Raw genomic sequence first — 22,518 nt, 5'->3', positions numbered from 1 at the left:
CAGCCGACCACCCACCGTCACCAAAACCAACCCAGCCCCGGCGTCCCGGCAGGCACCACCCGTCCATCCACCCGGAATGGTCCGCCCGAAGCCCACACAGCCCTCGAAACGCCCTGAGGTCACACATCGGAGCCGAAGCCGAGCAGCCCCTCCGCCGGGGCCGGACCGGACCGGGCGGCGGGCAGCGCGACGAGCCGCTGTCGTTGTCCGGGCCGGCGCTCGGGGTTGAGCGGCGGTTCGGCCGAAGGCTGTCGGGGGCCGTGGGCCGGTCCCCGGCGGCCCGTGGGGTTCAGTCGAGGTGGCTGACGTGCGGCCAGTCGATGTCGACGTCGGCGGCCTTGTTGAAGTAGTTGGTGAAGACGTTGAGTGCCACGTGGGCGACCACCTCGGCCACCTCGCCGTCGGTCAGTCCGGCCTCGCGGGCGGCCTTCAGGTCGGCGTCCTGAAGGGTGCCCCGGGTGCGGGTCAGCGTGACGGCCAGGGTCAGTGCCGCTGCGGTCCGCGGGTCGGCGGAACTGCCGTGCCGGGCCTGCTCGGTGTCCTGCCGGGTGAGTCCGGCGAGCTCGGTGGCGATGTAGGTGTGGGCGGACAGGCAGTAGTCGCAGGCGTTCTCCTGCGCCACCGCGAGGGCGATGGCCTCGCGGGTGGTGGCGGGGAGCGCCCCGCCGGCGAGGGCGCCGGAGAACTCCAGGTAGCCCTTGAGGACGGCGGGGCTGTTGGCCATCACCTTGGTCATGTTGGGGGTGACGCCGAGGGCGGTGCGGACGGCGGTGAGGAGGTCGGCGGCGGCGCCGTGCGCGTCGGTCGGCTCGATGGTCGCAAGTCGGGACATGGGAGTGCTCCTGTGCGGTTCCACAACCACAGTTCTCATGGTTGCTGGCTGCTCTAGCCGTTAGAACCATGTCACGGCAGTCTCACGGTTGCAAGTCCGCCGTACCATGAGGACGTGGACCTGAACGGATACGAGAGCGGCGGCGCACCCCTGCTCGGCGAGCCCTTGCCGATCGAGCTGGCCAACGCCACGTACGCCGTGCGCGGCCGGCTGGTGGACGGCCTGGCCACCGTCGAGCACGCCGCCGCCTGGCTGCGCGACAACCGCGCACGGTTCGCGACCGCATTGGACGACGAGGCCCTGCTCGCCCTCGGCGAGGAGGACCTGCGGTCGATCCGGTCGCTGCGCGACGCCGCCCGCGCGCTGATCGACGCCGCCGCCCGCGGAACCGAGGCACCCGGCGACGCGGTCGGCGAACTCAACCGCCAGGTCCGACGCGCCCCCAGCTGGCGCGAACTGGCCCCGGGGCCGGCGCCGGCCACACTCACCCGCAGCGCCGCCACCCCGGTCGCCGCCGCTCTCGGCGAGATCGCCCAGGCGACCGTGGACCTGGTCACCGGCCCCGACCGCGACCTGCTGAGGGCCTGCCAGGCCCCGGGCTGCGTGCTGTACTTCCTGAAGAACCACCCACGCCGCGAATGGAGCGGCCCCGACTGCGGCAACCGCGCCCGCGCCGCACGCCACTACGAGCGCACCAAGCAGGGCTGACCTGCGGGCAATCCCGCCCGCACCCCCGCGGCAGTGCCTCCCCACTCCCCCCGTCGCCCCGTCACGCACGCCGGCCGAGCGAGGCCCACGCAGTGCCCGGGTCCGCCCGGGCGGGCAGCGCGCGGCGGGGCCGACCGCGATCCGGGGCGCCTCGCGACCGGGAGAGCGCGCCCGACGCCCTCCGCACCCGGGCCGGGCCCGAGGCCTGCCCACTTGTTCTTGAATGACTGCTCATGTATGTTCGCCGCATGCCCCGACCCCGCGAGTTCGAGCCCGAGACCGTGCTGGACCAGGCCATGCACAAGTTCTGGGAGCGCGGCTACCGGGCCACCTCGATCGAGGACCTGGTGAAGGCGACCGGCGTGAAACCGGGCAGCCTCTACAGCGCCTTCCCCGGCGGCAAGCGGGACCTGTTCCTCAAGTCGCTGGCGCGCTACTCCAAGCTCGTCGTGCCGCAGAAGCTCGGCGAGCTGGAGGCCCCCGGGGCCGGGCTGGCCGAGCTGCGCGGCTACTTCGACGCCCTGGTGCGCGACCTGCTGAGCCCCGAGGGGCGCCAGGGCTGCCTGCTGGTCAACACCGCGATCGAGAACGCGGCCGAGGACGACGAGGCCGCGGCGGTGGTCCGCGGACACCTGGCCCGCCTGGAGTCCTGCATGGCCGCCGCCCTGGACAACGCCCGCCTGCGGGGCGAGATCCGAGCCTCACTCGATCCGGCCGGCAGCGCCAAACTGCTGGTCGCCACCTGCCAGGGGCTGATGGTGGTGGGCAAGGCCGATCCGGACGAGGCCGTGCTGCGCGCGATCACCGACAACGCCTTCGCCGCCCTCGCCTGACCACCGGCCACCCCGGCCGCCGCACCACCCGGGCCACCGCACCACGCGGTGGCCCTTCTTCCGACCCAATAGTTGAATGACCACTCAAGAATGGATGCGATCATGAAGGCCATCGTCATCTCCGCCCACGGCGGACCCGAGGTACTGACCGTCACCGAACTGCCCGACCCCGTCCCCGCCGACGGCGAAATCCTCATCCGGGTCAAGGCGTTCGGCCTCAACCACGCCGAGGCCTACATGCGGGCCGGCGCCTGGGGCGAGGTCGCGGCCGTACCCGGCATCGAGTGCGCCGGACTGGTCGAATCGGACCCCTCGGGCCGACTCGCGGCCGGCACCACCGTGGTGGCGATCCTCGGCGGCATGGGCCGCACCCGCAACGGCAGCTACGCCGAGCTGGTGACCGTCCCGGCCACCAACGTCGTCGCGGTGCGTTCCCAGCTCGGCTGGGCCGAACTCGCCGCCGTACCCGAGGTGTACGCCACCGCGTGGAGCGGCCTGTTCGGCAACCTCGACCTGCGCGCCGGCGAGAGCGTCCTCGTCCGCGGCGCGACCTCCGCGCTCGGCCAGGCCGCCGTCAACCTCGCCGTCGACCACGGCGCCCGGGTTCTCGCCACCACCCGCAATCCGGCCCACGCCGCCCTGCTCCGGGACCTCGGCGCACACGAGGTGCTCATCGACGACGGCCGGCTCGCCGCGCGGACCGGCGCCGCCGCCCCCGCCGTCGACGCCGTGCTCGACATCGTCGGCAACAGCACCCTGCGCGACTCCCTGCGGCTGGTGCGGCCGCGCGGCCGGGTCTGCCAGATCGGCTTCCTCGGCGGATTCGCACCCGTACCGGACTTCGACCCGATCACCGATCTGCCGAGCGGTGTCCGGCTCAGCTTCTACGCCAGCGCCTTCGTCCTGGGCACGCCCGAATTCCCGCTCACCGACGTCCCCCTCGACGCCATCTACGCCAAGGTCGAGGCCGGCACCCTGGCGGCGGCACCCGCCCGGGTCTTCCACTTCGAGGACATCGTCGAAGCACACCGGATCATGGAGAACGGCACCGCCCTCGGCAAGATGACCGTGACCCTCGACTGACCCCACCACCAGCACACATGCGATGGCACGAGCGGCAAAGGCACGGTCCGGCGCCCGCCACCCACCACCCACCGGAGCGCAGCAGCAGCGGCGCCGGGACCACCACGGGACGGCACCGGACGGGCCCCCGGCCGCGGCCCCGGCGCAGCGGCCGGCAGCCGGGAGGCCACCGAGCCGACCGCGCCGGCGAGCCGCCGACCGGGACGACGGCCTGCCGCACGAGCCCGCCACCCCGCCGGGCATCGGCGCGACGCCCGGCGGGGTGGCGGAGGACCAGCAACAGCCTTCGGGCGGCGGACAGTTCCTAGGCCGGCAGGAAGAAGCCGGTGATGTCGGTGAGGCGCCCGTCCTCGTGGTGGCGGGCAGCGCTGATGCCGCTGGAGGCCGCCGAGCCGTGGGCGTCGAGCTGGGTCCAGCGGGCCAGGGAGCGGTCGTGGTGCTCGAGCACCTCGTCGATGCGGAACCGGTGGCCGGGGAAGGCCGCGGCGAAGCCGGCCATGTAGGCGGCGAGTTCGGTCAGGCCCGTGACCTCCGTCCCCGGGTCGCGGTAGGCGACCTCGTGCGCCGCGACCGCACCGAGGGCCGGGATCCGGTCGGCTGGCTCCGCCGACCAGCAGGCGGCGTAGTCGTTCCAGAGCTGCTGGGTGTCACTCATGGTCGTCCTTGCTTTCGTGTGCCTCGAGGGAGCCGATCGACGCCATCGCGCCGTCGGTGACGCTGTGCAGTGTGGTGCGGGGCAGGCCGGCCCGGACGAGCACCAGCAGGCCCTGGTAGAGCGCGAGCAGATGGGTGGCGGTGGCCCCGACGTCGAGGTCCGGCGGGGTGTCGCCACGGCGGCGGGCGCGGGACAGTGCGTCGGCGAAGCCGCTCTCGATCGTGGCCAGGCCGTGGTGCACGCCGTCGGCGGCCAGGGGGAGCGTGAAGGACTCGACGGCGGTGTTGGTGAGCAGGCAGCCCGGGTCGGGATCGGTGCCGGTCTCGATCGCCGAGGTGAAGAACGAGCGGATACCGGCCAGGGGGTCCGCCGGCTCCAGCAGGTGGACCCGGACCCGGTCCCGCACCACCCGCTCGTTGTAGGCGTTCAGGGCCGCACGGAACAGGCCGTCCTTGCTCCCGAACGTCCGGTACAGGCTCCCCGGGTGGACCCCGGTGGCCTCCTCGATGTCCCGCAACGAAGCACCGAGATACCCCCGATGCCGGAAAAGCCCCATCGCCGAGGCCAGCACCTCGTCCTGCTCCCAGAGCTGCTTACGCCCCATCCTCCACCCCCAGTAGTTGAACGACTGCTCACAAAAAATAGCACAGGCGAAGCCCACCGCCCCAGGGAACCGGCAGGACAGCCACCCCACCCAAGCAGCCAGAGCCAACGGCCCGCAGCAGCACCGGAACAGCCCGCCAAGCACAGCGACCCCTGATACACCCCCGTTGATCCGGCGGGTCGGGTGCCCGGCCCCCGCCGCAGGGCGACCGTAGGGGCGGCTGCGCGGGCCCTCGACGCGATTGCACGCCTTGCAGGTGTTCAGCCCGGGGAGTCGGCGGCGCGTGCGACCAGGGGCCTGAGCCCGGGCGCGGACTCCGTGGACCGCGAAGGTCCTTGGCTGGCCGAACGCCGGTACATGGAGGACGAGTTCGTCGGCGGATTTGACGGCGACTCATGGCCGGTGCACCATTCCACTAGATAACTAGTGGAATGGTGGTAGCCATCGTCGAATACCTCATCGACCGTCGCGGCGGCCTCTCGCCGTATCTGCAGATCATCGAGCAGACGAAGCGGGCACTCCGGCTCGGGGTACTCCGACCCGGCGACCAACTCCCCACGGCCCGAGAGGTGGTGGAGGCGACGGCGATCAATCCGAACACCGTGCTCAAGGCCTACCGGGAACTGGAACGCGAGGGCCTGGTCGAGAGCCGCAGGGGAGTCGGGACCTTCGTCCGGAAGTCCCTGACGAAGCCGCAGACCGTCGAGGACTCGGTGCTCCACACCGACCTGGCGGCGTGGATCGCCCGCGCCCGTGCGGTCGGTCTGGAGCGGGAGGACGTCGCCGCACTCGTCGATGCCGCCCTGGAACGCGCCTACCCCATCAGCACCGAAGCCCCGAAGGAGTCCGGGTGAACCGTCCCGCACAGGAGCAACACCGACCGGCCGAGGACAGCACCGCCCTGGAGACGGTCGGACTCGGCCTGCGGTACCGCCGACGCTGGGCCCTGCGCGACTGCGAACTCCGGCTTCCGGCCGGCCGCATCTGCGCACTCGTCGGCCCCAACGGCGCCGGCAAGAGCACCCTGATGGCGCTCGCCGCCGGACTGCTCACGCCGACCGAGGGCGCCGTCACGGTCTTCGGGACCGGACCGCGCACGGCCTCCTCCCTCCGGCGCACGGCCTACCTGCGACAGGACAAGCCGCTGTACCCGCGGTTCACCGTCGCGGAGACCCTGCGAACCGGCCTGGAGCTGAACCCGGGCTGGGACCAGGAGATCGCCGAGCGGATCGTGCGGCTGGGCGGTCTCCCGCTGAACGCCAAGGTGGGCACGCTCTCCGCCGGGCAGCGCACCCGCGTCGCGTTCGCACTGGTCCTCGGCAAACGCCCCGACCTGCTGATGCTCGACGAGCCGCTCGCGGACGTCGACCCCGTCGCCCGTCAGGAGCTCACCGGCATCCTGATGGCCGAGGCGGCGGAGCACGGCACCACCATCCTCATCTCCTCCCACGTCCTCGCAGAGCTGGACGGCGTGTGCGACCACGTCACCGTGCTGCGCGACGGGCGGATCCGGCTCAGCGGCGATGTCGAGGAACTGCTGGACGGCCACCGCCTGGTGGTCGGCGCCGACGGTGAAGGTGGCGGAGCCCCCGAAGCGCTGGCCCGTCACGAGATCGTCGAACTAAGGCGGACCGGGCGCCAGGCCACGGCACTGCTCAAACCATCGGGCGAGATCGACCCGCGCTGGGACGTCACCCGGCCGAACCTGGAGGACATCCTGATCGCCTACCTGCGCACCCCCGCCCCGCAGGACCGAACCCTGGTCGGGTCCGACGCGCTCACCGCCGGACGAGAAGAGGTGACGGCCCGATGACCACCGCCTACGTGCCCGAGCTGCCCGCACCGCCGGGTCGGCGCCCCGCGCCCGGGCGACGCCTCCTGCGCGGCGCCACCTGGCTGAGCCTGCGCCAGGACCGGACCACACTGCTGATGGCCGGCGCCGCCGTCGTGCTGCTCTGCGGCTGGATGCTCTTCCTGGGCGGCCGGATCCAGGACTTCGTGACGTCCGAACACATCCAAGGCTGCAACCTCCTCGACTTCCCCCCGCAGTGCGAGGGATCGACCGACAAGGTGACCGCCCTGAACGAGCACTGGAGCGTCGCCGTCCGGGTCACCGGTTGGCTGCTGGTCGTGCTACCGGTGGCGTTCGGGGCGTTCTTCGCCGCGCCGATGCTGGCACGCGAGTTCGAGACCGGCACGTACACGCTGGCCTGGACGCAGTCGGTGTCGCGCCGGCGCTGGCTGGCCGCCCGCCTCGGGGTACCGCTGCTGATCACGTCGGTCGGGTCGTCCCTGCTCGCGGCCGTCGCCACCTGGTGGACCAGGGTGGTCGAGGGGCGGTTCGACGTGCCCGGCTACTACCACTGGTTCACCTGGATGAGCCGGATGGCGTCGGGACCGTCGTTCGTCGGGTTCTGCCTGCTCTCCGTCGCTCTGGGCGCGGCGGTCGGGCTGGTGGTGCGCCGAGTGGTGGCCTCGATCGTCGTCACGGCCGTCCTGACCCTCGCCCTCCGGTTCGCGGTGGACGCCGGCCGGTATGCGTTCGCGCCGGTGCAGGAGGTGTTCGCCCACGTCACGATGGCCGCCCCGGTACCGGGCGGCGGGACAGGCATGGGCCCCACCGAGCACCTGCCGACGAACGGCCCACTCGATTCGGACGTCGTCGCGAACGGCCTGCTCACCGGAGACGGCCTGCGGATCCCGTTGCAGAACGACTGGCTCGGCCGGTTGACCGACGGAACGTGGAAGTGCCCGACGCCCGAGTGCCTGGCCCACCGCGAGACCATCACGCAGATGTACACGAGCTACCACCCGCGGGCCGACGAGTGGGTCATGCACTGGACCCAGACCGGTCTGAGCCTGACGGCCACCACGGCGCTGGTCGGCTTCTGCCTGCTGCGGGTCCACCGCGCGCGCTGAGCGACCAGCCGGTGACGACCCGGGGAGGCGGCGACCTGGTACCGGGCCGCGGCGGGCAGCCTCACGCGAGGTCCTGTTCTTCCTGCCAGGAGCGGCCCATCGGCCGGTCGCGGTTGTCCAGGTCAAGGTCGTGGGCAGTGGCCACCAGGCGCTCGAGGAGTTGCTCGCCCACGGCCCCCATCCGCCGGCCGGCCCCGAAGCCACCGCCCATCCGCCGGCTGGTGTCGAGGCCCGGGCGGGTCGGAAGGTCGACGCGGTGGGTGGCGGCAGGGTCCGGAGCGGAGCGGGTCGGTTATCGCGTGAGGCCTTCCGAGGTGTCGGTGACAGGTCGCGGAGCGGGCGCCATGCCGTCGGCCAGGTCCCACAGGTGGTGGACCGCGTCGTCCCACCCCTGCCCGTACCGGTACGGGCCGGTCAGGGCCCTCGGGTTGTGCGGGACGGCCTCCAGCAGGTCCGCCACCCGGCGCCAGGAGCCGGCCGGCGCCGACCGCATCCGGTCGAACTCGGCAACCAGAGCCGCCAGTTCCACGGCGGGCGGCAGTCCCACGGGGCCACCGGTCACCAGGGCGCGGCACAGCCCGGTCGCCGCGAGGCGAGCCAGCCGTTCGATGTCCTGGTCGGCCGCGTAGGTCATGCCACTCCCCTGTTGTCGTGGGTCTCCGGCCGCCGAGGTGGACACGGCCCGGCGGCCGGCAGGTGGAGCGGGTCGAACCAGGCGCCGGTGCCGGCCTTCCCGACGGCCGGCAAGGCGTCCAGGAGCACGGTCCGCTGAACGCCGAGCTTCTCCTCGGCGCGAGCCCCCGCCTGCTTACGCAGCCACGCACCGGCCCGCAACGTCGGAGAGGCGTCACCCCCGATCCGGTTGGCCGGGCCGGTGAGCGTCCCGCCGACGGAAAGGCAAGCGAGCAGGCGGCGTCCGACAGGCGGTTCGCGGGACCTGAATGACGAAAGGACGCCGGGTACGGGTGCAGGCCGGGCGTGGTCGATGCCGCCGGATCCGCCCGGGGACGGGCGCAGCAGCGGGCGGCCGGGTGTGGTGCGCCCGGGCTGCCGGGGACGGCGCCGACGGCCCGGAACGATGTGTCCGAGAGGCTGGGGGCTGGGATGCCGCCCCGGGCACGGCCCCCCACGTGGCCGGGCCACACCGCTGGCGGGAAGCCCGGGCGGTGACCGAAGTCGGGGCGGGAGCCCGGAAACCCGCCCGCACACGGTCCACCACCGCCCCTCCGGCGGACCCAAGGCACCGGCCCGCCCCCGGGTGCAGCCCAGGGGCCCGGGACGGCGGGCCGGGACGGCGGAGCGCAGCAGCGGGCGGCCGGGGAACGGCGTGCCGGAGCGGCCCCGGCGGCGTTCCCCAGCAGCACCGGGCGCGGCCCCGGCGCCGACCCGAGGGCAGCCGGCGACGACGGCCCCGGGTGCCCGCCAAGGCCCGCTGCAGCACCCTGGGCGGCCCGGGGCCGACCCGGGCCCGGATGCGGCACCACGCCCGGCACCGGCAGCGCCGGTGCAGCGACCGGACGGCGAGCAGCGACGCCGACAGGACGGCCGGACTGTGACGGTCATCACATCCACCTCTTCAAGATTTTTTGTCTCCGGGCGGTGATGCCGTGGCCGAGGGGTGAACCTACTGTCACCCGCTGGAGGAGAACCGCCATGACGACCCCATCCGCCTCCGACGCGCAAGCCGTCGGCCGCGTGGAGGAGCTCCGCCGCGCAGCCCAGGAGCAGGCCCCGAACTACTGGACCGTGCGCGCTGCTTCGACCCCCGGGGTTGTCGCAGGTGAACGGCTGCTCGCCGAGGAGACCGCCGACGGCAGCTTCGTGCTGATGCCCCACCGGGCGGACGAGGTATGCAGCGTCCTCGACCACGTCAAGATGAGGAGCGCCTACGCCTCCGTGGGGGTCGACCTGGACAAACTCCACCTGCTACCGCCGGCGGCCTGGCCGCTCAAGGACCGCCCCGAGGTGCGGCACACCCCTGATCTCGCCTGCGCACTGAACGCGCGCGAGGCGCTGTCGGACGCCAAGGTGCAGCGCGGCCCCGGCATCACGGAACTGGACACCGACGTCCTGGTCAGAGGACTCCTCACCCACTCGCTGTGCCTGCCGACGAGCGCCCGGTGGGAGCAGGCGGCGGGCGACGCCCTGCTCGGCGACTGGGTCGCCCCGCTGACCACGGACGGCCGCCTGTCCCCGCTCGCCGTGGGCGCACTCAAGGCGGAGGTACGCAGCATCCACCGGCAGCTGGTGCCGCTGTGGCGGCGCGGGACGCGGCACGGACGGACGCTCAGCCTGGACATCCCGATCGGCAACGGCCTCTCGCTGTACGAGGTCCTCGCAAGCCGCCCGTCCGCCACGGAACTCGCGGCCGCGGGCGAGCCGGACGACCCCCGGCTGGCCGCCCTGCTGCGCGCACTCACCCCCGAGGAAGGACGCGTGGTACGCGCCTGGGCGCAGCGCGGGATCGCCACGTGGGCCGACGCAGCCTGGTCCGCGGGCGCCGCCGACCCGCAGACCGCGGGTGAACGGGTGCGACGCAAGGTCAGGTACCTGGTCGTGGAACAGGATCGGCGACGCGCGAACCTGCCGGCGGCCGCGGCCACGGCGGGAGGCCGGCTGTGAGCCTGATCGCCGAGACCCTGCCGCACATCGCCGGAGGCCTGTCCGTCGCCGTCCTGCTCGGGAGCACCTCCTGGGCCGCACGCCGCATCCGGGCCCGTCGCACCGCCCCGGCGACCCCGCCCGCCGCCGTGCCCGACACGACCGGCGGCGCGGACACCACGCCGGCCCACCCGCCGGTCCCCGCCACCCGCGACGCCACGGCCGCGGTACGCACCTACACCTTCCTCGGCACGCTGACCGCAGGCGGCCGCCCAGTGCGGCGCGCCACCACCCGGCCCGCCGGCAGCGTCACCACGCTCACCATCGACGGCCACACCCAAAACTTCCAACTCACCGACATCCCCCTCGGCGACAACACATTCGCCGCCGAACCCCTCGACTGACACCCACCCGGCAAGGCAGACCAAGCCGGACGACGGGTGAGCGTGACGACCGGACCGGCGGTGCCGAGGACGGCATCGCGGCCAGGCAGCCGGGCACGGCGGAGGGGCGGACAGCGGGATCGGGCGGCAGCGGCCGGGGCGGACGGCGCAGCAGTGCGCGCGGCGGCCGCACCATCACCAGCACCGGCACCGGTGCTGGTGATGGTGCTGGTGATGGTGCGGTGCTGCGGTCGGTCGGCCGGGCGGTGGCACAGCGTTCGCTCGGGGTGTGGCGGCGCTCGGCCGGTACGTGGAGCCGGAGCAGCGGGTGGTCGTCCCCCGGGGCCAGGTAGAGGTGCTGGAGGACGGTGCGAAGGTGAAGCCCGGGGTGTGGCTGTCCAACGCCAAGACCCGCCGCGACCGGCTGGATACGGCGCAGCTCGCCGTGCTGGGCCCGGGCCCGGACTGCCCCGGGGCGGTGACGGTCGAGGCCTGAGGCAGGGGCGGCCGGTGGTCACACCTCCCGCGACCCGTCGTCTCCAACGGGACAACGGGGGGCAACCACCCGCCCGGCAAGTGCTGCGGGCGGGTGGCGAAGGAAAGGCAGACTCAGGCGGGAAGGATGTTCTCCGCCTGGGGACCCTTCTGGCCCTGGGTGACGTCGAAAGTGACCCGCTGGCCCTCCGTCAGCTCACGGAAGCCCTGGGTGGCGATGTTCGAGTAGTGCGCGAAAACATCGGGGCCGCCACCGTCCTGCTCGATGAACCCGAAGCCCTTTTCCGAGTTGAACCACTTCACGGTTCCGTTGGCCATTGTTCGTCCTCCAAGGGGACTCGAAGCGGGCTCCTGCACCGTGCAGGAACCCAAGGTGATCGCCCTGGCCCTCAGAGACTGCGAACAGCAAAACGCCCGCACACGTACGTGCGGGCGACGTACTTCGGAACCATGACAACCCGACACTACCCCGAACATCCCACCCCAACCCGGGAAACCCACACCACCCAGACGACAGCGCCGAGCACCGGGCGCTCCCGCGGAACCGGCCCCACGCGGCGCAGCACGGCGGGCCGGGCCGGCGGTCGGGGATCCTAGTCCGCGGCCACGAGGGCGGGGGCATGGAAAGCTGGTGTCGTCGGTGGAGATCCTCGCCATCGCCCGGGCCGGCCGGTGGCCGATCGGCCTGGGAATGACGGCCCCTGGTCCTGCGGGCCGCGCGCCCGCCGCCATCGCGCAGCTGCGGGGACTGCTGTGGGACCGGCGCAACGGCCTGCTGATCGAGAGCACCGCCGACGCCCGCACGACCGACCCCCAGCAGCACATCGCCCACTGGCAGATGCTCACGCAGCTGGCCCTCGGGAACCGGCCCGGCACCCCGGACGCCGGACCCGTGACCACCACTCCCCCACCGACCACCCTCCCACCGGGCGCCGGCCCACCGGCCCGCCCCGCGGCACTACCGCCGGCCAACCCTCCCGACAACCCCGACAACCCCGACAACCCCAACAACCCCGACGACCCCGACGACCCCGGATGACCCCACACCGAGCACCGGGCGGCGTCGCCGGCGTTGACCGCCGACTCCCGGACGGCTTGCAGGAGCGTCCGCCTGCCGCCCCGGGCACCGGTGCACGGCCTGTACGGCCCCCGGGCCGCGACCAGCGCCACGTCGCCTCGGCACAACCGCGCCCGGCACACCCCTGCGCCGCGGCACCCGGCACCCGGCACCCGGCCTCCCGTCGTGCGACACCGCCGTCCTCGCCTGACCGCCCCGCGCGCGGCACCGGGCCGAGCGGGGTGCGGGCGCATTGGATACCGTGATGTGGAACGACACTCCACACCATGGGGGCCACTCGGGAAGGGCAGGACAATGCCTCCGACGTACGACGCAGCCGGCCCCGACCGGCCGTGGCGCCGCCCCGGCCGGGCCCGCTACGCCGCCACCCGGCTACGCGGGATGATCCGCCCGCCTCTCTCGGTCCACCCGCCGGCGCCGGGCAGCATGGTGATCGAGAACGACCGGCCCGTCACCACCAGGGACGGCACGGTACTGAGAGTCAACGTCTACCGTCCGCCGGGCGACGCCCGGGTCCCCGTCATCATGGCCGCCCACCCGTACGGCAAGGACAGGCTGCCGACCATGACCAGGACCGGCCGCTGGAAGGCATCACCCCAGTACCGGATCCTGCGTCAGACCGGACAGATCCGCTTCTCCTCGCTGACGACCTGGGAGGCGCCCGATCCGGCCTGGTGGGTCGGACACGGCTACGCCGTCGTCAACTGCGACCTGCGGGGCGCGGGCACCTCCGACGGTGTCGGTGCACTGATGTCCGACCAGGAAGGCGAAGACATCCACGACCTGGTCGAATGGGCCGGCGCCCAGCCGTGGAGCACCGGCGCCGTCGCCCTGCTCGGTGTCTCCTACCTGGCCCTGTCGCAGTGGAAGGCTGCTGCGACCCGGCCACCCTCGCTCAAGGCGATCTGCCCGTGGGAGGGCTTCAGCAACGCCTACCGCGGACTGTTGCGCCCCGGCGGGGTCCCCGAGACCGGGTTCCTCAAGCTGTGGAACCTCGGCATGAGGAGAACGCGCCAGCAGTACTCCCTCCTGACGGAGAGCGCCCGCCGGCCGGTGATCGACGACTGGTGGCGCTCGCTGGACCCCGACCTTCCCAGGATCGAGGTGCCCGCCCTGATCTGCGGGAGCTTCTCCGACAACAACCTGCACAGCCGCGGCTCCGTCGCCGGATTCGAACACATCGGCTCCGCCGAGCGCCACCTGTACACCCATCGGGGAGGCAAGTGGGCCACGTTCTACGCCAACGACGCGCTCACCGCCCAACTCCAGTTCTTCGACCGCCATCTCCGGGGCGCCGACGTCCCCCCGCTCCCCCGCGTACGGCTGGAGGTCCGCGACCGCGCCGACCACGTCGTCGAGGTCCGCAGCGAACCGGCATGGCCGCTGGAGCGCACCCTGTGGACCCCGCGCCACCTCACCGCGGAGGGCCTGGCCGACCATGCCCCCGCCACCGCAGGATCGATCACCTTCGACGTCCGCCGGGGCGGCGCACGCTTCGGCTGGACCGTGCGCGAGGAGATCGAACTCACCGGCCCCATGGCGCTGCGCCTGTGGGTCGAGGTGGCCGGCACCGACGACGTCGACCTCGTCGTGGGCGTCGAGAAGTGGAGCCGAGGACGGTACGTCGGTTTCGAGGGCTCCTACGGTTACGGGCGCGACCGCGTCGCCACCGGCTGGCAGAACGTCGCGCTGCGCGAGTTGGACGAGCAGCGCTCACGCCCCTTCGAACCCGTCCCCGCCTGCCTCACCCGCAAGCCGCTGGCGGCGGGTCAGGTGGTCCCGGTGGACATCGCGCTCGGCGCATCCTCAACCCTCTTCCATGCCGGGGACCAGGTCCGCCTGGTGGTCGCAGGCCGCTGGCTCTCCCCCCGCAACCCCCTCACCGGACAGTTCCCCGCCGCCTACCGCACCCGCCGACGAGGCACCTGCACACTCCACTGGGGCCCCGAACGCCCGGCCGACCTGCTGCTCCCCGTCATCCCGAAGTTCTGACCCACCGGCGCTCGGCGCCCGCTGACCAGCCCGCTCCCTGAACGACGCCCCGCGCGGGTACATGGCCGCGCGGGCGCTTTGGAAGCGGGAGAAGCACCTGCGGGTCGCGCACGAGCACCAGGAGGCCGGGTACCGGCTCGGGCGGTGGATCAACGCGCAGCGCCGGGTACACAAGGCCGGGTCGATGGAGAGCGGCCGGTACCGGCGGCTCGAGGCGCTGGGGATGGTGTGGGACGAGCAGGAGGCGGCGTTCGAGGAGAACCTCGCCGCCGCCAGGGTCTGGTACGCCGAGCACCGCACCCTGGCCGCGCCACGCGGCGCTGTCGCCCTCGGCAAGGCGGTGGGTCAGTGGCTGTCGAACTGCCGGCGCCCCGGGGCGCCGGACGGGTACCCGCGGCGGGCCACCGCGCTCGCCGCCGTCGATCCGGACTGGAATCCGGCCTGGCAACGCCACCGGGCCGGGGTGACGGTGTGCCTGGACGACGGCGCCGGCCTGGCGGACCTGCTGCCCGGGGTCACCGTCGACGGCGACGACATCGGCCGCCGGCTGAAGCGCCAACGCCAACCGGTCACCTGGCAGGACCTGCTGCCCGGCCAACACGACCGCCCGACCCGACTCGGCATCCACCCCCACCCCGCACCCGAGCACCAGGACGCAGCCGCGGCGCGGGCTCGGGTGTGGCAGGGGCGCGGGACGCGGCGACGGTGGGCGAGCCGGCCGCGGCAGGAGCTGGCGGGCCGGGCACGGCGGAGGACCGGAAGGCCGGCACGGTGCTGAACCTCCTGCCGATGCTGAACCTCCAGTCTTGGTTCGACCAGCTGGACGCGGCGGCCGGTACGACGGCCGGGCCCGGCGGTGCCGAGGACGGCCTCGCGGCCGGGTAGCCGGGCACAGCGGAGGACCCGACGGCGGGATCGGCGGCCGGGCGACCCGGCGCCGGGCCGGGTGCGGCGGGCCGGGAGGCGCAGCAGTGCGCGCGGCGGCGCACCGGCCGGCGCCGGGCCCGGCGCTGCGGTCGGTCAGCCCGGCGTGGCCGGCCGGACGGGCGCGGCAGCCGCTGGTGGGGCGTTCGGGCGGGGTGTGGCGGCGCTTGAGCAGTACGTGGAGCGGGAGCAGCGGGTGGTCGTCCCTCGGGGTCACGTGGAGGTGCTGGAGGACGGTGTGGAGGTGAAGCTCGGGGTGTGGCTGTCGAACACCAAGAGCCGCCGCGACCGGCTGGACGCGGCGCAACTCGCGGTGCTGGCCGGGCTGGGCCTGACCTGGGCGGCGGCGGTCGAGGCCTGAGCAGAGGTGCGGGGGCGAAGTGGGCCCGCAGGCGGGTGCGAGTGGGGCGCTGATGGTTGGTGGTCGGGCGCGGCGGGAGTGGCGGTGGATGGTCACCGAGATGAACGATCTTGTACTCGCGCACCGTGAACCTGTCACTGATTGTCAAGATCGCTGTTGCCGGCTGCTTCGGGCGTAGGTGCTCGAGCACCGGGGCGACTTGTTCGGACGATGCCTGGAGCGGCATCGTAGCCACGTCGGCGCCGTCCGGGCGGGCCGCGCGACCCCCGGCGTCTACCTCTTCTTCGACCAGCGCGATCACGTCCGGAGCGAGGTCGGGGCAGTCGGACAACATCGTCTCCGTCCGGCACAACTCCGCCGGCACCCGCTCTCATCTTCAGCCCGACCGGGTAGTTCCCGCAGCGGCTTCGCCGGTGCGCCCTCCCACGGGGGATCACGTCCGGGCACCGGGCCCGGTTCATATCCCGGCGGCGCCTCACCGGCCCGGGGCGGCCTCATCAAGTCGAACCCCGACCGGAGACAGAACTACCGGCGGCTCCACCCGCCCGGATCCGCGCCCGACAGGAGGACATCGCGGACGACAACATCGGGCGGACGCCGAAGCAGAACATCGACGGCGTGGTCCTCATCGGCGGGCCCCCGGGGCGGACACCGGGCCGCCGCATCCGCCTCCGGGCGGGTACCCGCCCTGGTGGCGGGCGTCTCGATGCGCGGGTCGGCCCGGTGACGCCGTCCGACGAGGTCGCCGACATCGTCATCACCAAGTACTTCCGCGAGGTCGTATCCGTATGTCCGGCGGGCGGCTCTGGACCGTAAGTAAACGATCGACATCTGAGCCGCCGGGGGTGTCCTGATGTCCTGGCCTGGGCCTGGGGGTTGGCCTGGATGTCCTCTGACCTGGTTCTTTTCAGCTTCTCGCTGCCGCTTGGCGGGGGAATCCGGCCCTTGGGGGGCGGTCTGCGAGTGGGTTTGGGGTGTCGAGAGCGGGTCGTAGCCTTCGGCGAGCGAGGAGAAGCACCGCGGCCAACGCTTCGCGGGCCCGGCCGCGGGCTCCCCTTCGCGATCTCCAACCTGACTCGACCGATAGGAGATTCATATGGAGTGTAAGCGTGAAGATCGGGTCCCCGGCGGGCCGGTGCCCACAGCCTGCCTGGCGCCGTCTCGCGCTGACGGCACTCCGTGAACAGCATCCTCGCGAACGCCCCTGACCTGGTGTCGTCGGTGGAGATCCTCGCCATCGCCCGGGGCGGCTGGTGGGCGATCGGCCTGGGGATGACGGCCATGGTCCTGCGGGCCGCGCCCGCCGCCATCGCGCAGCTGCGGGGACTGCTGTGGGACCGGCGCAACGGCCGGCTGATCGAGAGCGCCGCCGCCGACGTCGCCCGCACGACCGACCCCCAGCAGCGCATGGCCCACTGGCAGATGCTGACGCAGCTCTCGCTGGGGTACCAGCCTGGGGCGCCGGACACCGGACCGGGCGCGGCCACTCCCCCACCGGGCGCCGGCCCGCCGGCTGGCCCCGAGGTCCTGCCGCCGGCCGACCCTCCCGACGCCCCCGCCGCCCCTGGATGACCGCCCGGGGCCCCGGGCGCTCCCGCACGCGGCGCAGCATGGCCGGGTGGGCAGGACGGGTCGGCGATGAGTGCCCTTCCCGCGGCAGCGGGTCGGCGCCGGCGCCGGCGCCCGGTGTGCTGACGGTCCTGGCGGGCCCGGGTTCCCGCCGGTCAGGATGTGGACGGCGGGGCGCTGCCGGAATCCGGGTGCGGGCGGTCGTCGGCCTGGGTGGCCGTGCGGCGGGCGGTGGACCAGGGGTAGAGGTCCCATGCCGCCTCCAGGATCGGGTTGGCGGAGGCCTGGTGCTGGTGCAACACGGTGCCGATGTCCCAGGCGGATCGGTCCGGGTCGCTCGCGCGGGCCAGGAGCACGTCGGCGGCGGAGGTGCTGGTCAGGGTGACCAGGTGCTCGATCTCCTGGGCGTTGATCACGGTGGTGAACAGCGCGGGCGCGGGAAGGCCGGGGATCGGCAGGGGGGTGTTCGTGGTGTGGAAGGGCTCCAGGGTGACGATGATGCCGTGCCGCGGCCTGTCGGTGGGGATCTGGGCGAAGGCCGGGTGCCGGCCGGCGATCAGGCTTTCGGTCTTGTTGATCTGCCGGTACGCCCTGCCGATCTTTGCCACGCTCTCCTCGACGCCGTCCGCGAGCCCCAGGTGGGCGTTCTCGGTGGGCATCGCGGCCTTGACCTCCACGAGCAGGACGAGATCGTCGAAGACCACGATCCAGTCGACGCTCTCCAGCTTCTGCTTCCTGACGGTGTACGTGATCTCGGGGAGTACCGCCGCGTCGGGGAGCAGGCGTAGCTGGCGGCCGATGTACTGCTCGAAGAGGTAGCCGGTCTCGAGGGTGAAGCCGGTGCCGTGGCGGTCCATCCCGGTGAAGTAGATGCCGGCGGGCGAGACCTTGCGGGGCACGAGTTGGGGGACGGGGCACAGCAGCCAGCTGCCGGGGAGGCCGGTGACGGCGGGGCGGGCATGGAGGGGGTTGTGGGTGAAGCGGCGCATCTGCGGGTGGCCCGCGCCCGGTGTCTTCTTGAGGCGTTCGGCGGTTCTGCGCTCGGCTTCCCTGAAGCCGGCCGGGTCGATGGCGAAGTGGCGTTCGAGAATGCCGAGGGTGGTCTCGCGGCTGACGACGCCGCAGATCCGTTCCCCGTCGGGGGTGTCGAGGTAGGACGGGTCGAAGCGGCCCTGGCAGGCGAGTACGGTCCCCCACAGGGTCTGGGCGGCGCCGACGTAGTCGGGCAGGGCGCAGCCGAACAGGTCGGTGTCCCATCCGGGGGTGAGGTACTTGGGTGTGCGGTGTTCGGGCATGGGGCTCTGCAGGTAGATCGCGGCGGTGCGGGCCAGGGTGGGCAGGGTCGGGTTCTGCCAGGCGAACTGCTCGCCGGCGGTGCGCAGCAGGAAGTCCCGCATCCGGATGGCATCGTCACCGTTGCTGTGCAGGGTGGGTTCCATGAGGGCCGAGTAGGCGGCGAGGATCTCCAGCAGGTCCCGGTCGGTGGCCGTGCCGCGATTGAACTCGGTGCCGGCGCCCAGCGCGACCCGGGCGGCGTCCGCCAGCGCCCACGGGGTGAATTTGAGGAACGGGCTGTCGAGCCAGGCGCGTTCCTGGCCGGGCTGTCCGTAGCGGGCGCCCGCAGCGGCGATCAGCGGGAGCAGGGAGGACGGCCGGTGCCGGCGGATGCGCTGCCGGTACTCCTCGTCCAGGACAAGCCGGTCATATCTGTACGGAGCCACCCTGTCATCGTCCTCGCACCCGGGCCGCAAGCGCTATCGATTTGACCGATCGGCAGAGGCGGGGACACGACGTGGGGGCGCCCGCGGACGCGAGCGGTCGCCGTCGGCTGCACCGGGACGGGCCTGGGCCCGGACCATGGCCGTCGGGCGCTCGCCCGCGGCTGGCTTCCGTTCAGGCACCGTCCCCTCACCCGGCAACGGTCAGCTGCCGTCGAGCATCCCCGGAGAGAGACCCGGGGCGAAAACAGGCTGCTACGCGCCCACAGGCGGCGCACAATCGGCACGTGAACGACGACTCGCGTCCCGCACAGCCCCAGGTTCTCCCACCCGTCTTCGCCGAGATGCTGTCCCATCGCGTCGGCCAGGAGTTCATGGCCTCGCCCCGGATGGAAGTCGCCCTCGCCGCCCATGCCGCGGTGGTGACGGGTCGGGCACTGCAGCACCAGGTGGCCGTCCTCGCGGCCGGCGCGGAGTGGTACCGAGATTGGCTCGACCAGTTCGCCGAGCAGGTCACGGCCGTCGCCGAGTTTCTCCTTCCGGACAACATACGGGCGCTGGACGGCGAGGACTGGGCGGCTCTGCTGGACATCAGCCGCCTCGACGGCATCTGCCTGGTGTGGGCACCCCGCGCCTCGATCGTTCGCGAGCTCCTGGATGCCGAGGGCACCGAGGCCCGAGACGGTGTGGTGGCCGAGCACCGACAGGAGATCCTCGCCGACGTCGCGGCCAGTCTGAAGCTGATCGAGCACCCCGAACTCGTGCAGCGCGCCCGGCTCGGGCTGCGGGCGGTGCAGGCTGCCGAAGCCGGCCACTGGGAGGCATCCATCGCCCTGGCCACCACCGTCATCGACGCAGCGGTCACCAAGGGTCTTCGGCCCGCACTGCACCAGGAGTTCAAGCCGTTCATCACGTCCAAGGGCTCCCCGGGGACGCATACCGTCCTGAGCAGCTCGTTCGCGCAGGTCCCTCCGGTGCGCCGTGCTCACACCTACGTCCGATGGCTGGTCCTCGCCGGGCTCCAGCTCCTCTTCCACTGGGGCAGCGGTACGGACCGGTACAACCGGCACGCCGTCTCGCACGGCGACAGCAACGGCTACAGCGAATCCTTCGTCGTACCGGCGCTGCTCATCCTCCAAGCACTCCTTCGAGATCTCGAGACACAACTGCCCTACCCGGTCGATGACGAGAGGCACTGAGGGAGACGGCGCCGTCCGGAGCCGGCCGGATGCGCGGACTACGCTGGCCCGCACGGGACTTCGACGGGGAGGAAGCGGTCATGGGCGGGGACGGGACAGGCGATGGCGGCGGGGGTGACGGCGCGGCCGTCTTCATGGCGTTGCCGGCACGCCAGGCGGCGGACAGCGGGCCCTTCGAGCGGTGCCTGGCGGAAGTGGTCCGGGTGCTCGGCCTCGACGCGCCGCGCGAGGCCGACACCGACGACCGCATGTGGGGCCACCGCATCCGGGCGGCACTGCGCGAGGCCTGCAAGCAAGAGACCGCCTTCCCCGAGGAGGCGTTCGAGGCGCTCATGAGCGCGGCCGTCAACGACCCGGACCCGAGCTTCAACCGGTGGTTCGTCGAAGCCGCCCTGAACGCCTTCGGACGCTCGCGGGTCCGCTCCCGGCTGACCCACTACCTGCAGGAGGGAGCCAACGCGGAACGGGCGGGCGCCGCACGGGCCTGGTACTGGAGCGCCCTGCCACTGCGCCACCCCCGGATCCGGGCAACCGGCCACACCGGGGACCGCGCCGAGCCCGACGACGCCCGGGTCGGCGTACCCGAGTGGAACCAGGCCGCGCTGCGGGAGTTCGTGACCAACGAGGACCTCGACGGCCGCCGCTGCATCCTCCCCGGCCTGCCCCTGTATCCCTCCGCCTACCCGGCCCCCCTGCACCACCTCGTCGACGAGGCGATCGCGATCGCCCGCTCCCACCCGGACGAGTACCTGCGCCACCGCGTCGAACACCAGATCCACGGCTGACACCGACCGCCGGCACCAAGCGCGCCGCACCCGGCGCCGGCGGGCCTGGTTCCTGACCGAGCACGGCGCCCGGATCGCCGCGACACCCCCCGGGCCGCAGGGCGTTGCCCCGCCCCCGCAGCCCGGCGACACCAGCGCGGCGCGGCCACGGCGCGGGCACATCCCGGCCGCGGTCCGCACCCCATCCCGTTCACGGCCGGCACCCGGCCGGCCGGCGACCGCACGCCGCTGGACCCACCGTCCCAGGTCCACCACCGCCCATGGCGAAGGCCCCGCGGGTGGGCCGGGCCGGCCGGCCGGGATGCGGGCCGGCCGGTGGCCGGGTGGCCGGGAGTTCTACCGGGCCGCGCCGGTGCGCGGACCCGGCCGAGCGGCAGCCGGGCCCGGGCCGGCTTCCAGGCATGCGCGGGCCCGCGACACCAGGACCCGGGCACGGCGCAGGTGACGGGTCACCTGCGGGAGCAGGGTGCCGCGGAAGCGATCGGCCACCCGCAGCTCGCCCGCGGCCGCATCGAGGAGCTCACCGACGTGGCGGACCGCGTGGCCGCGGGCACTGGCCCGGTACTCGGCCGCCAGCAGCGTCGCGGTGTCGGCCAGCTCGCCGACACCCGGGTCCTCGACCCGGTCCGCACCGAAGAACACCAACCCGCCGGCCAGCTCGGCCAGCAGATCGTCCCTGCGTACCACCCACCACGAACTCACGCTGTGATCATGCCCCATGACGGGACGTATCGAAGCGTGAACAGGTCAACCAACCCCGCACGCAAGCAACATGAACCGCGCAGCACCCGCCCAGCCGGCCGACGGCCGGCCGACGCGGCCCGGAGCAGCAGCCGCGGGCACGGGGGCGGGCGCAGCGGCACTCCGGCGGGCCCGAAGCCCGTCGGAAGCGGGCGGCAGGGGCGGGCCCGGGTCCTGTGCCGGTCCACGGGGCGCAGCACTCACGGCAGGAGATTCTTTCGCGGGGATCCCCGCGGGTACCTCACTGCCGCGGGAGCGCACCGAAGAATCGCCTGCCGCACGGCTCCCCCGGTGGCTGTCGGCGGCCTCGGGCGGCGGGCCGTCACCGGCCGGCCGGTGGTGCACCGGCAGTTGGTGGCCGGCTGCCCGGGTGCGCGGTGGGACGCCGGCGCCCTCGCCCGGTTCTCAGGACGGGCGGTGGCCGTTCAGGTGGTGGAAGCCGGTGTCCGGGCCGCCGGTGAACACCAGCGCCTCCCGGCCGAGCCCCAGCGCGCGCAGCAGGACACCGAGCGCGTGGTCGGCATCCTCGTGGGTGTGGTGCAGCCACACCCAGGTCTCGGCCTGTCCGTAGGTCATCAGGCTGAGGGCGAAATGCAGGCGCTCGACGGTGAACACCACGGCGTCGACCTCCCCCAGATCCTCCCAACTACGCTCCACCCGCAGGCGCAGCCGGGCCGCGAGCGCCTCCAGCGGCGGGGCGAGGCCGGCGATCATCCGGAACGAACCCCCGGCCGCCACCCACAGGCTCACCTGCGCGGCCGGGTTGCGGCCGGTGCCGTAAGACGGGCCGATGGCCGGCTGCCAGTCCGACTCCGGGCCAGGCACCACGATCTCCGCCATCCACTCCCCCTCGTCCACCGGCCGACGGACCAGGGCAGCCTAGCCCGGCCCGGGAGCGCGGCAGCGACGGCCGGGGGCCCGGGCGCGAGCGGGCGCCGCCCGGACCGTACGATTCGATCATGAAAGCCGGGTGGCTGTTCTCGCTGTCGCGGAACGTCACGGCGGCCCAGGCCGGGGCGGTGAGCGAGTACAGCCACA

Annotated in this window: 24 protein-coding genes; 16 read left to right on the top strand and 8 right to left on the bottom strand. The window is 73.2% G+C overall.

Annotated features, from left to right (window positions below):
• Positions 1 to 289: 289 nt before the first annotated feature.
• Positions 290 to 832, bottom strand: coding sequence for a carboxymuconolactone decarboxylase family protein (locus ABT014_RS31720; protein WP_350642845.1), 543 nt, complete (start codon positions 830 to 832; stop codon positions 290 to 292).
• Positions 833 to 946: 114 nt separating this feature from the next.
• On the opposite strand from ABT014_RS31720, the gene ABT014_RS31715 reads away from it, so the two are divergent.
• From ABT014_RS31715 to ABT014_RS31705, 3 genes are all read left to right on the top strand, one after another.
• Complete coding sequence (locus tag ABT014_RS31715; RefSeq protein WP_350642843.1) at positions 947 to 1,540, top strand: CGNR zinc finger domain-containing protein; 594 nt, start codon at positions 947 to 949, stop codon at positions 1,538 to 1,540.
• A 248-nt stretch (positions 1,541 to 1,788) separates the two neighbouring features.
• The gene (locus ABT014_RS31710) at positions 1,789 to 2,373 is read left to right on the top strand and encodes a TetR/AcrR family transcriptional regulator (protein ID WP_350642841.1); all 585 of its coding nucleotides are present in this window, start codon (positions 1,789 to 1,791) and stop codon (positions 2,371 to 2,373) included.
• Between the two features lie 102 nt (positions 2,374 to 2,475).
• On the top strand, positions 2,476 to 3,456 hold the full coding sequence (locus tag ABT014_RS31705; protein WP_350642840.1) for a zinc-binding dehydrogenase: 981 nt from the start codon (positions 2,476 to 2,478) through the stop codon (positions 3,454 to 3,456).
• A 304-nt stretch (positions 3,457 to 3,760) separates the two neighbouring features.
• On the opposite strand, the gene ABT014_RS31700 is transcribed toward ABT014_RS31705, so the two are convergent.
• Both ABT014_RS31700 and ABT014_RS31695 read right to left on the bottom strand, forming a co-directional pair.
• Entirely contained in the window at positions 3,761 to 4,111 is a 351-nt protein-coding gene (locus tag ABT014_RS31700; RefSeq protein WP_350642838.1) for a nuclear transport factor 2 family protein, read from the bottom strand.
• Positions 4,104 to 4,715, bottom strand: coding sequence for a TetR/AcrR family transcriptional regulator (locus tag ABT014_RS31695; protein ID WP_350642837.1), 612 nt, complete (start codon positions 4,713 to 4,715; stop codon positions 4,104 to 4,106). Before ABT014_RS31695 ends, ABT014_RS31700 begins: the two co-directional genes overlap by 8 nt.
• Before the next feature lie 431 nt (positions 4,716 to 5,146).
• On the opposite strand from ABT014_RS31695, the gene ABT014_RS31690 reads away from it, so the two are divergent.
• From ABT014_RS31690 to ABT014_RS31680, 3 genes are read left to right on the top strand one after another with little or no spacing between them, the layout of a single operon-like run.
• The gene (locus tag ABT014_RS31690; RefSeq protein WP_350642835.1) at positions 5,147 to 5,569 is read left to right on the top strand and encodes a GntR family transcriptional regulator; all 423 of its coding nucleotides are present in this window, start codon (positions 5,147 to 5,149) and stop codon (positions 5,567 to 5,569) included.
• Positions 5,566 to 6,528, top strand: coding sequence for an ABC transporter ATP-binding protein (locus ABT014_RS31685; protein ID WP_350642833.1), 963 nt, complete (start codon positions 5,566 to 5,568; stop codon positions 6,526 to 6,528). The genes ABT014_RS31690 and ABT014_RS31685 overlap by 4 nt, the downstream gene beginning before the upstream one ends.
• Positions 6,525 to 7,634 (top strand): ABC-2 membrane transporter-related protein, encoded by a 1,110-nt coding sequence (locus ABT014_RS31680; protein WP_350642831.1) that lies wholly within the window; start codon positions 6,525 to 6,527, stop codon positions 7,632 to 7,634. Before ABT014_RS31685 ends, ABT014_RS31680 begins: the two co-directional genes overlap by 4 nt.
• Positions 7,635 to 7,926: 292 nt before the next feature.
• Here ABT014_RS31680 and ABT014_RS31675 read toward each other — a convergent pair whose 3' ends face one another.
• Positions 7,927 to 8,268, bottom strand: coding sequence for a hypothetical protein (locus ABT014_RS31675; RefSeq protein ID WP_350642829.1), 342 nt, complete (start codon positions 8,266 to 8,268; stop codon positions 7,927 to 7,929).
• Positions 8,269 to 9,287: 1,019 nt separating this feature from the next.
• Here ABT014_RS31675 and ABT014_RS31670 point away from each other — a divergent pair.
• The 3 genes from ABT014_RS31670 to ABT014_RS31660 all read left to right on the top strand — a co-directional run bounded on the left by ABT014_RS31670 (position 9,288) and on the right by ABT014_RS31660 (position 11,114).
• Positions 9,288 to 10,256, top strand: coding sequence for a hypothetical protein (locus tag ABT014_RS31670; RefSeq protein ID WP_350642828.1), 969 nt, complete (start codon positions 9,288 to 9,290; stop codon positions 10,254 to 10,256).
• A complete protein-coding gene (locus ABT014_RS31665; protein ID WP_350642827.1) occupies positions 10,253 to 10,639 on the top strand; it encodes a hypothetical protein in 387 nt (128 codons plus the stop codon). Before ABT014_RS31670 ends, ABT014_RS31665 begins: the two co-directional genes overlap by 4 nt.
• 268 nt (positions 10,640 to 10,907) lie before the next feature.
• Positions 10,908 to 11,114, top strand: coding sequence for a hypothetical protein (locus ABT014_RS31660; protein WP_350642826.1), 207 nt, complete (start codon positions 10,908 to 10,910; stop codon positions 11,112 to 11,114).
• 113 nt (positions 11,115 to 11,227) lie between these two features.
• Here the strand turns inward: ABT014_RS31660 and ABT014_RS31655 are convergent, their stop codons facing one another.
• Positions 11,228 to 11,431 (bottom strand): cold-shock protein, encoded by a 204-nt coding sequence (locus ABT014_RS31655; RefSeq protein WP_007263537.1) that lies wholly within the window; start codon positions 11,429 to 11,431, stop codon positions 11,228 to 11,230.
• 313 nt (positions 11,432 to 11,744) lie between these two features.
• On the opposite strand from ABT014_RS31655, the gene ABT014_RS31650 reads away from it, so the two are divergent.
• The 5 genes from ABT014_RS31650 to ABT014_RS31630 all read left to right on the top strand — a co-directional run bounded on the left by ABT014_RS31650 (position 11,745) and on the right by ABT014_RS31630 (position 17,040).
• Positions 11,745 to 12,152, top strand: a complete 408-nt coding sequence (locus ABT014_RS31650; protein ID WP_350642825.1) for a hypothetical protein — start codon at positions 11,745 to 11,747, stop codon at positions 12,150 to 12,152.
• Between the two features lie 420 nt (positions 12,153 to 12,572).
• The gene (locus tag ABT014_RS31645) at positions 12,573 to 14,183 is read left to right on the top strand and encodes a CocE/NonD family hydrolase (protein ID WP_350642824.1); all 1,611 of its coding nucleotides are present in this window, start codon (positions 12,573 to 12,575) and stop codon (positions 14,181 to 14,183) included.
• A gap of 61 nt (positions 14,184 to 14,244) precedes the next feature.
• Positions 14,245 to 14,961, top strand: a complete 717-nt coding sequence (locus ABT014_RS31640; RefSeq protein ID WP_350642822.1) for a helicase associated domain-containing protein — start codon at positions 14,245 to 14,247, stop codon at positions 14,959 to 14,961.
• A 303-nt stretch (positions 14,962 to 15,264) separates the two neighbouring features.
• Positions 15,265 to 15,468, top strand: coding sequence for a Helicase associated domain protein (locus tag ABT014_RS31635; protein ID WP_502895135.1), 204 nt, complete (start codon positions 15,265 to 15,267; stop codon positions 15,466 to 15,468).
• 1,179 nt (positions 15,469 to 16,647) lie between these two features.
• Positions 16,648 to 17,040 carry a hypothetical protein gene (locus tag ABT014_RS31630; RefSeq protein ID WP_350642820.1) on the top strand — a complete coding sequence of 131 codons (393 nt, stop codon included), beginning with the start codon at positions 16,648 to 16,650 and terminating at the stop codon, positions 17,038 to 17,040.
• A 152-nt stretch (positions 17,041 to 17,192) separates the two neighbouring features.
• On the opposite strand, the gene ABT014_RS31625 is transcribed toward ABT014_RS31630, so the two are convergent.
• Positions 17,193 to 18,758, bottom strand: coding sequence for a hypothetical protein (locus ABT014_RS31625; protein ID WP_350642819.1), 1,566 nt, complete (start codon positions 18,756 to 18,758; stop codon positions 17,193 to 17,195).
• 284 nt (positions 18,759 to 19,042) lie between these two features.
• Here ABT014_RS31625 and ABT014_RS31620 point away from each other — a divergent pair, with 284 nt between their 5' ends.
• On the top strand, positions 19,043 to 19,954 hold the full coding sequence (locus ABT014_RS31620; protein WP_350642817.1) for a hypothetical protein: 912 nt from the start codon (positions 19,043 to 19,045) through the stop codon (positions 19,952 to 19,954).
• 134 nt (positions 19,955 to 20,088) lie between these two features.
• Positions 20,089 to 20,739, top strand: coding sequence for a hypothetical protein (locus ABT014_RS31615; protein WP_350642816.1), 651 nt, complete (start codon positions 20,089 to 20,091; stop codon positions 20,737 to 20,739).
• 336 nt (positions 20,740 to 21,075) lie between these two features.
• Here the strand turns inward: ABT014_RS31615 and ABT014_RS31610 are convergent, their stop codons facing one another.
• Together ABT014_RS31610 and ABT014_RS31605 are read right to left on the bottom strand one after the other, a co-directional pair.
• Positions 21,076 to 21,441: a hypothetical protein gene (locus ABT014_RS31610; RefSeq protein WP_350642814.1), complete on the bottom strand. Its 366-nt coding sequence runs from the start codon at positions 21,439 to 21,441 to the stop codon at positions 21,076 to 21,078.
• A 444-nt stretch (positions 21,442 to 21,885) separates the two neighbouring features.
• Positions 21,886 to 22,320 (bottom strand): hypothetical protein, encoded by a 435-nt coding sequence (locus ABT014_RS31605; protein ID WP_350642813.1) that lies wholly within the window; start codon positions 22,318 to 22,320, stop codon positions 21,886 to 21,888.
• Positions 22,321 to 22,518: the final 198 nt, after the last annotated feature.

The organism is Kitasatospora sp. NPDC094015, from assembly GCF_040304075.1.
In the GTDB taxonomy this organism is placed as follows: Bacteria; Actinomycetota; Actinomycetes; order Streptomycetales; family Streptomycetaceae; genus Kitasatospora.
The sequence above is the reverse complement of the archived record's forward strand: the minus strand, read 5'-3'. Positions and strand labels throughout refer to the sequence as shown.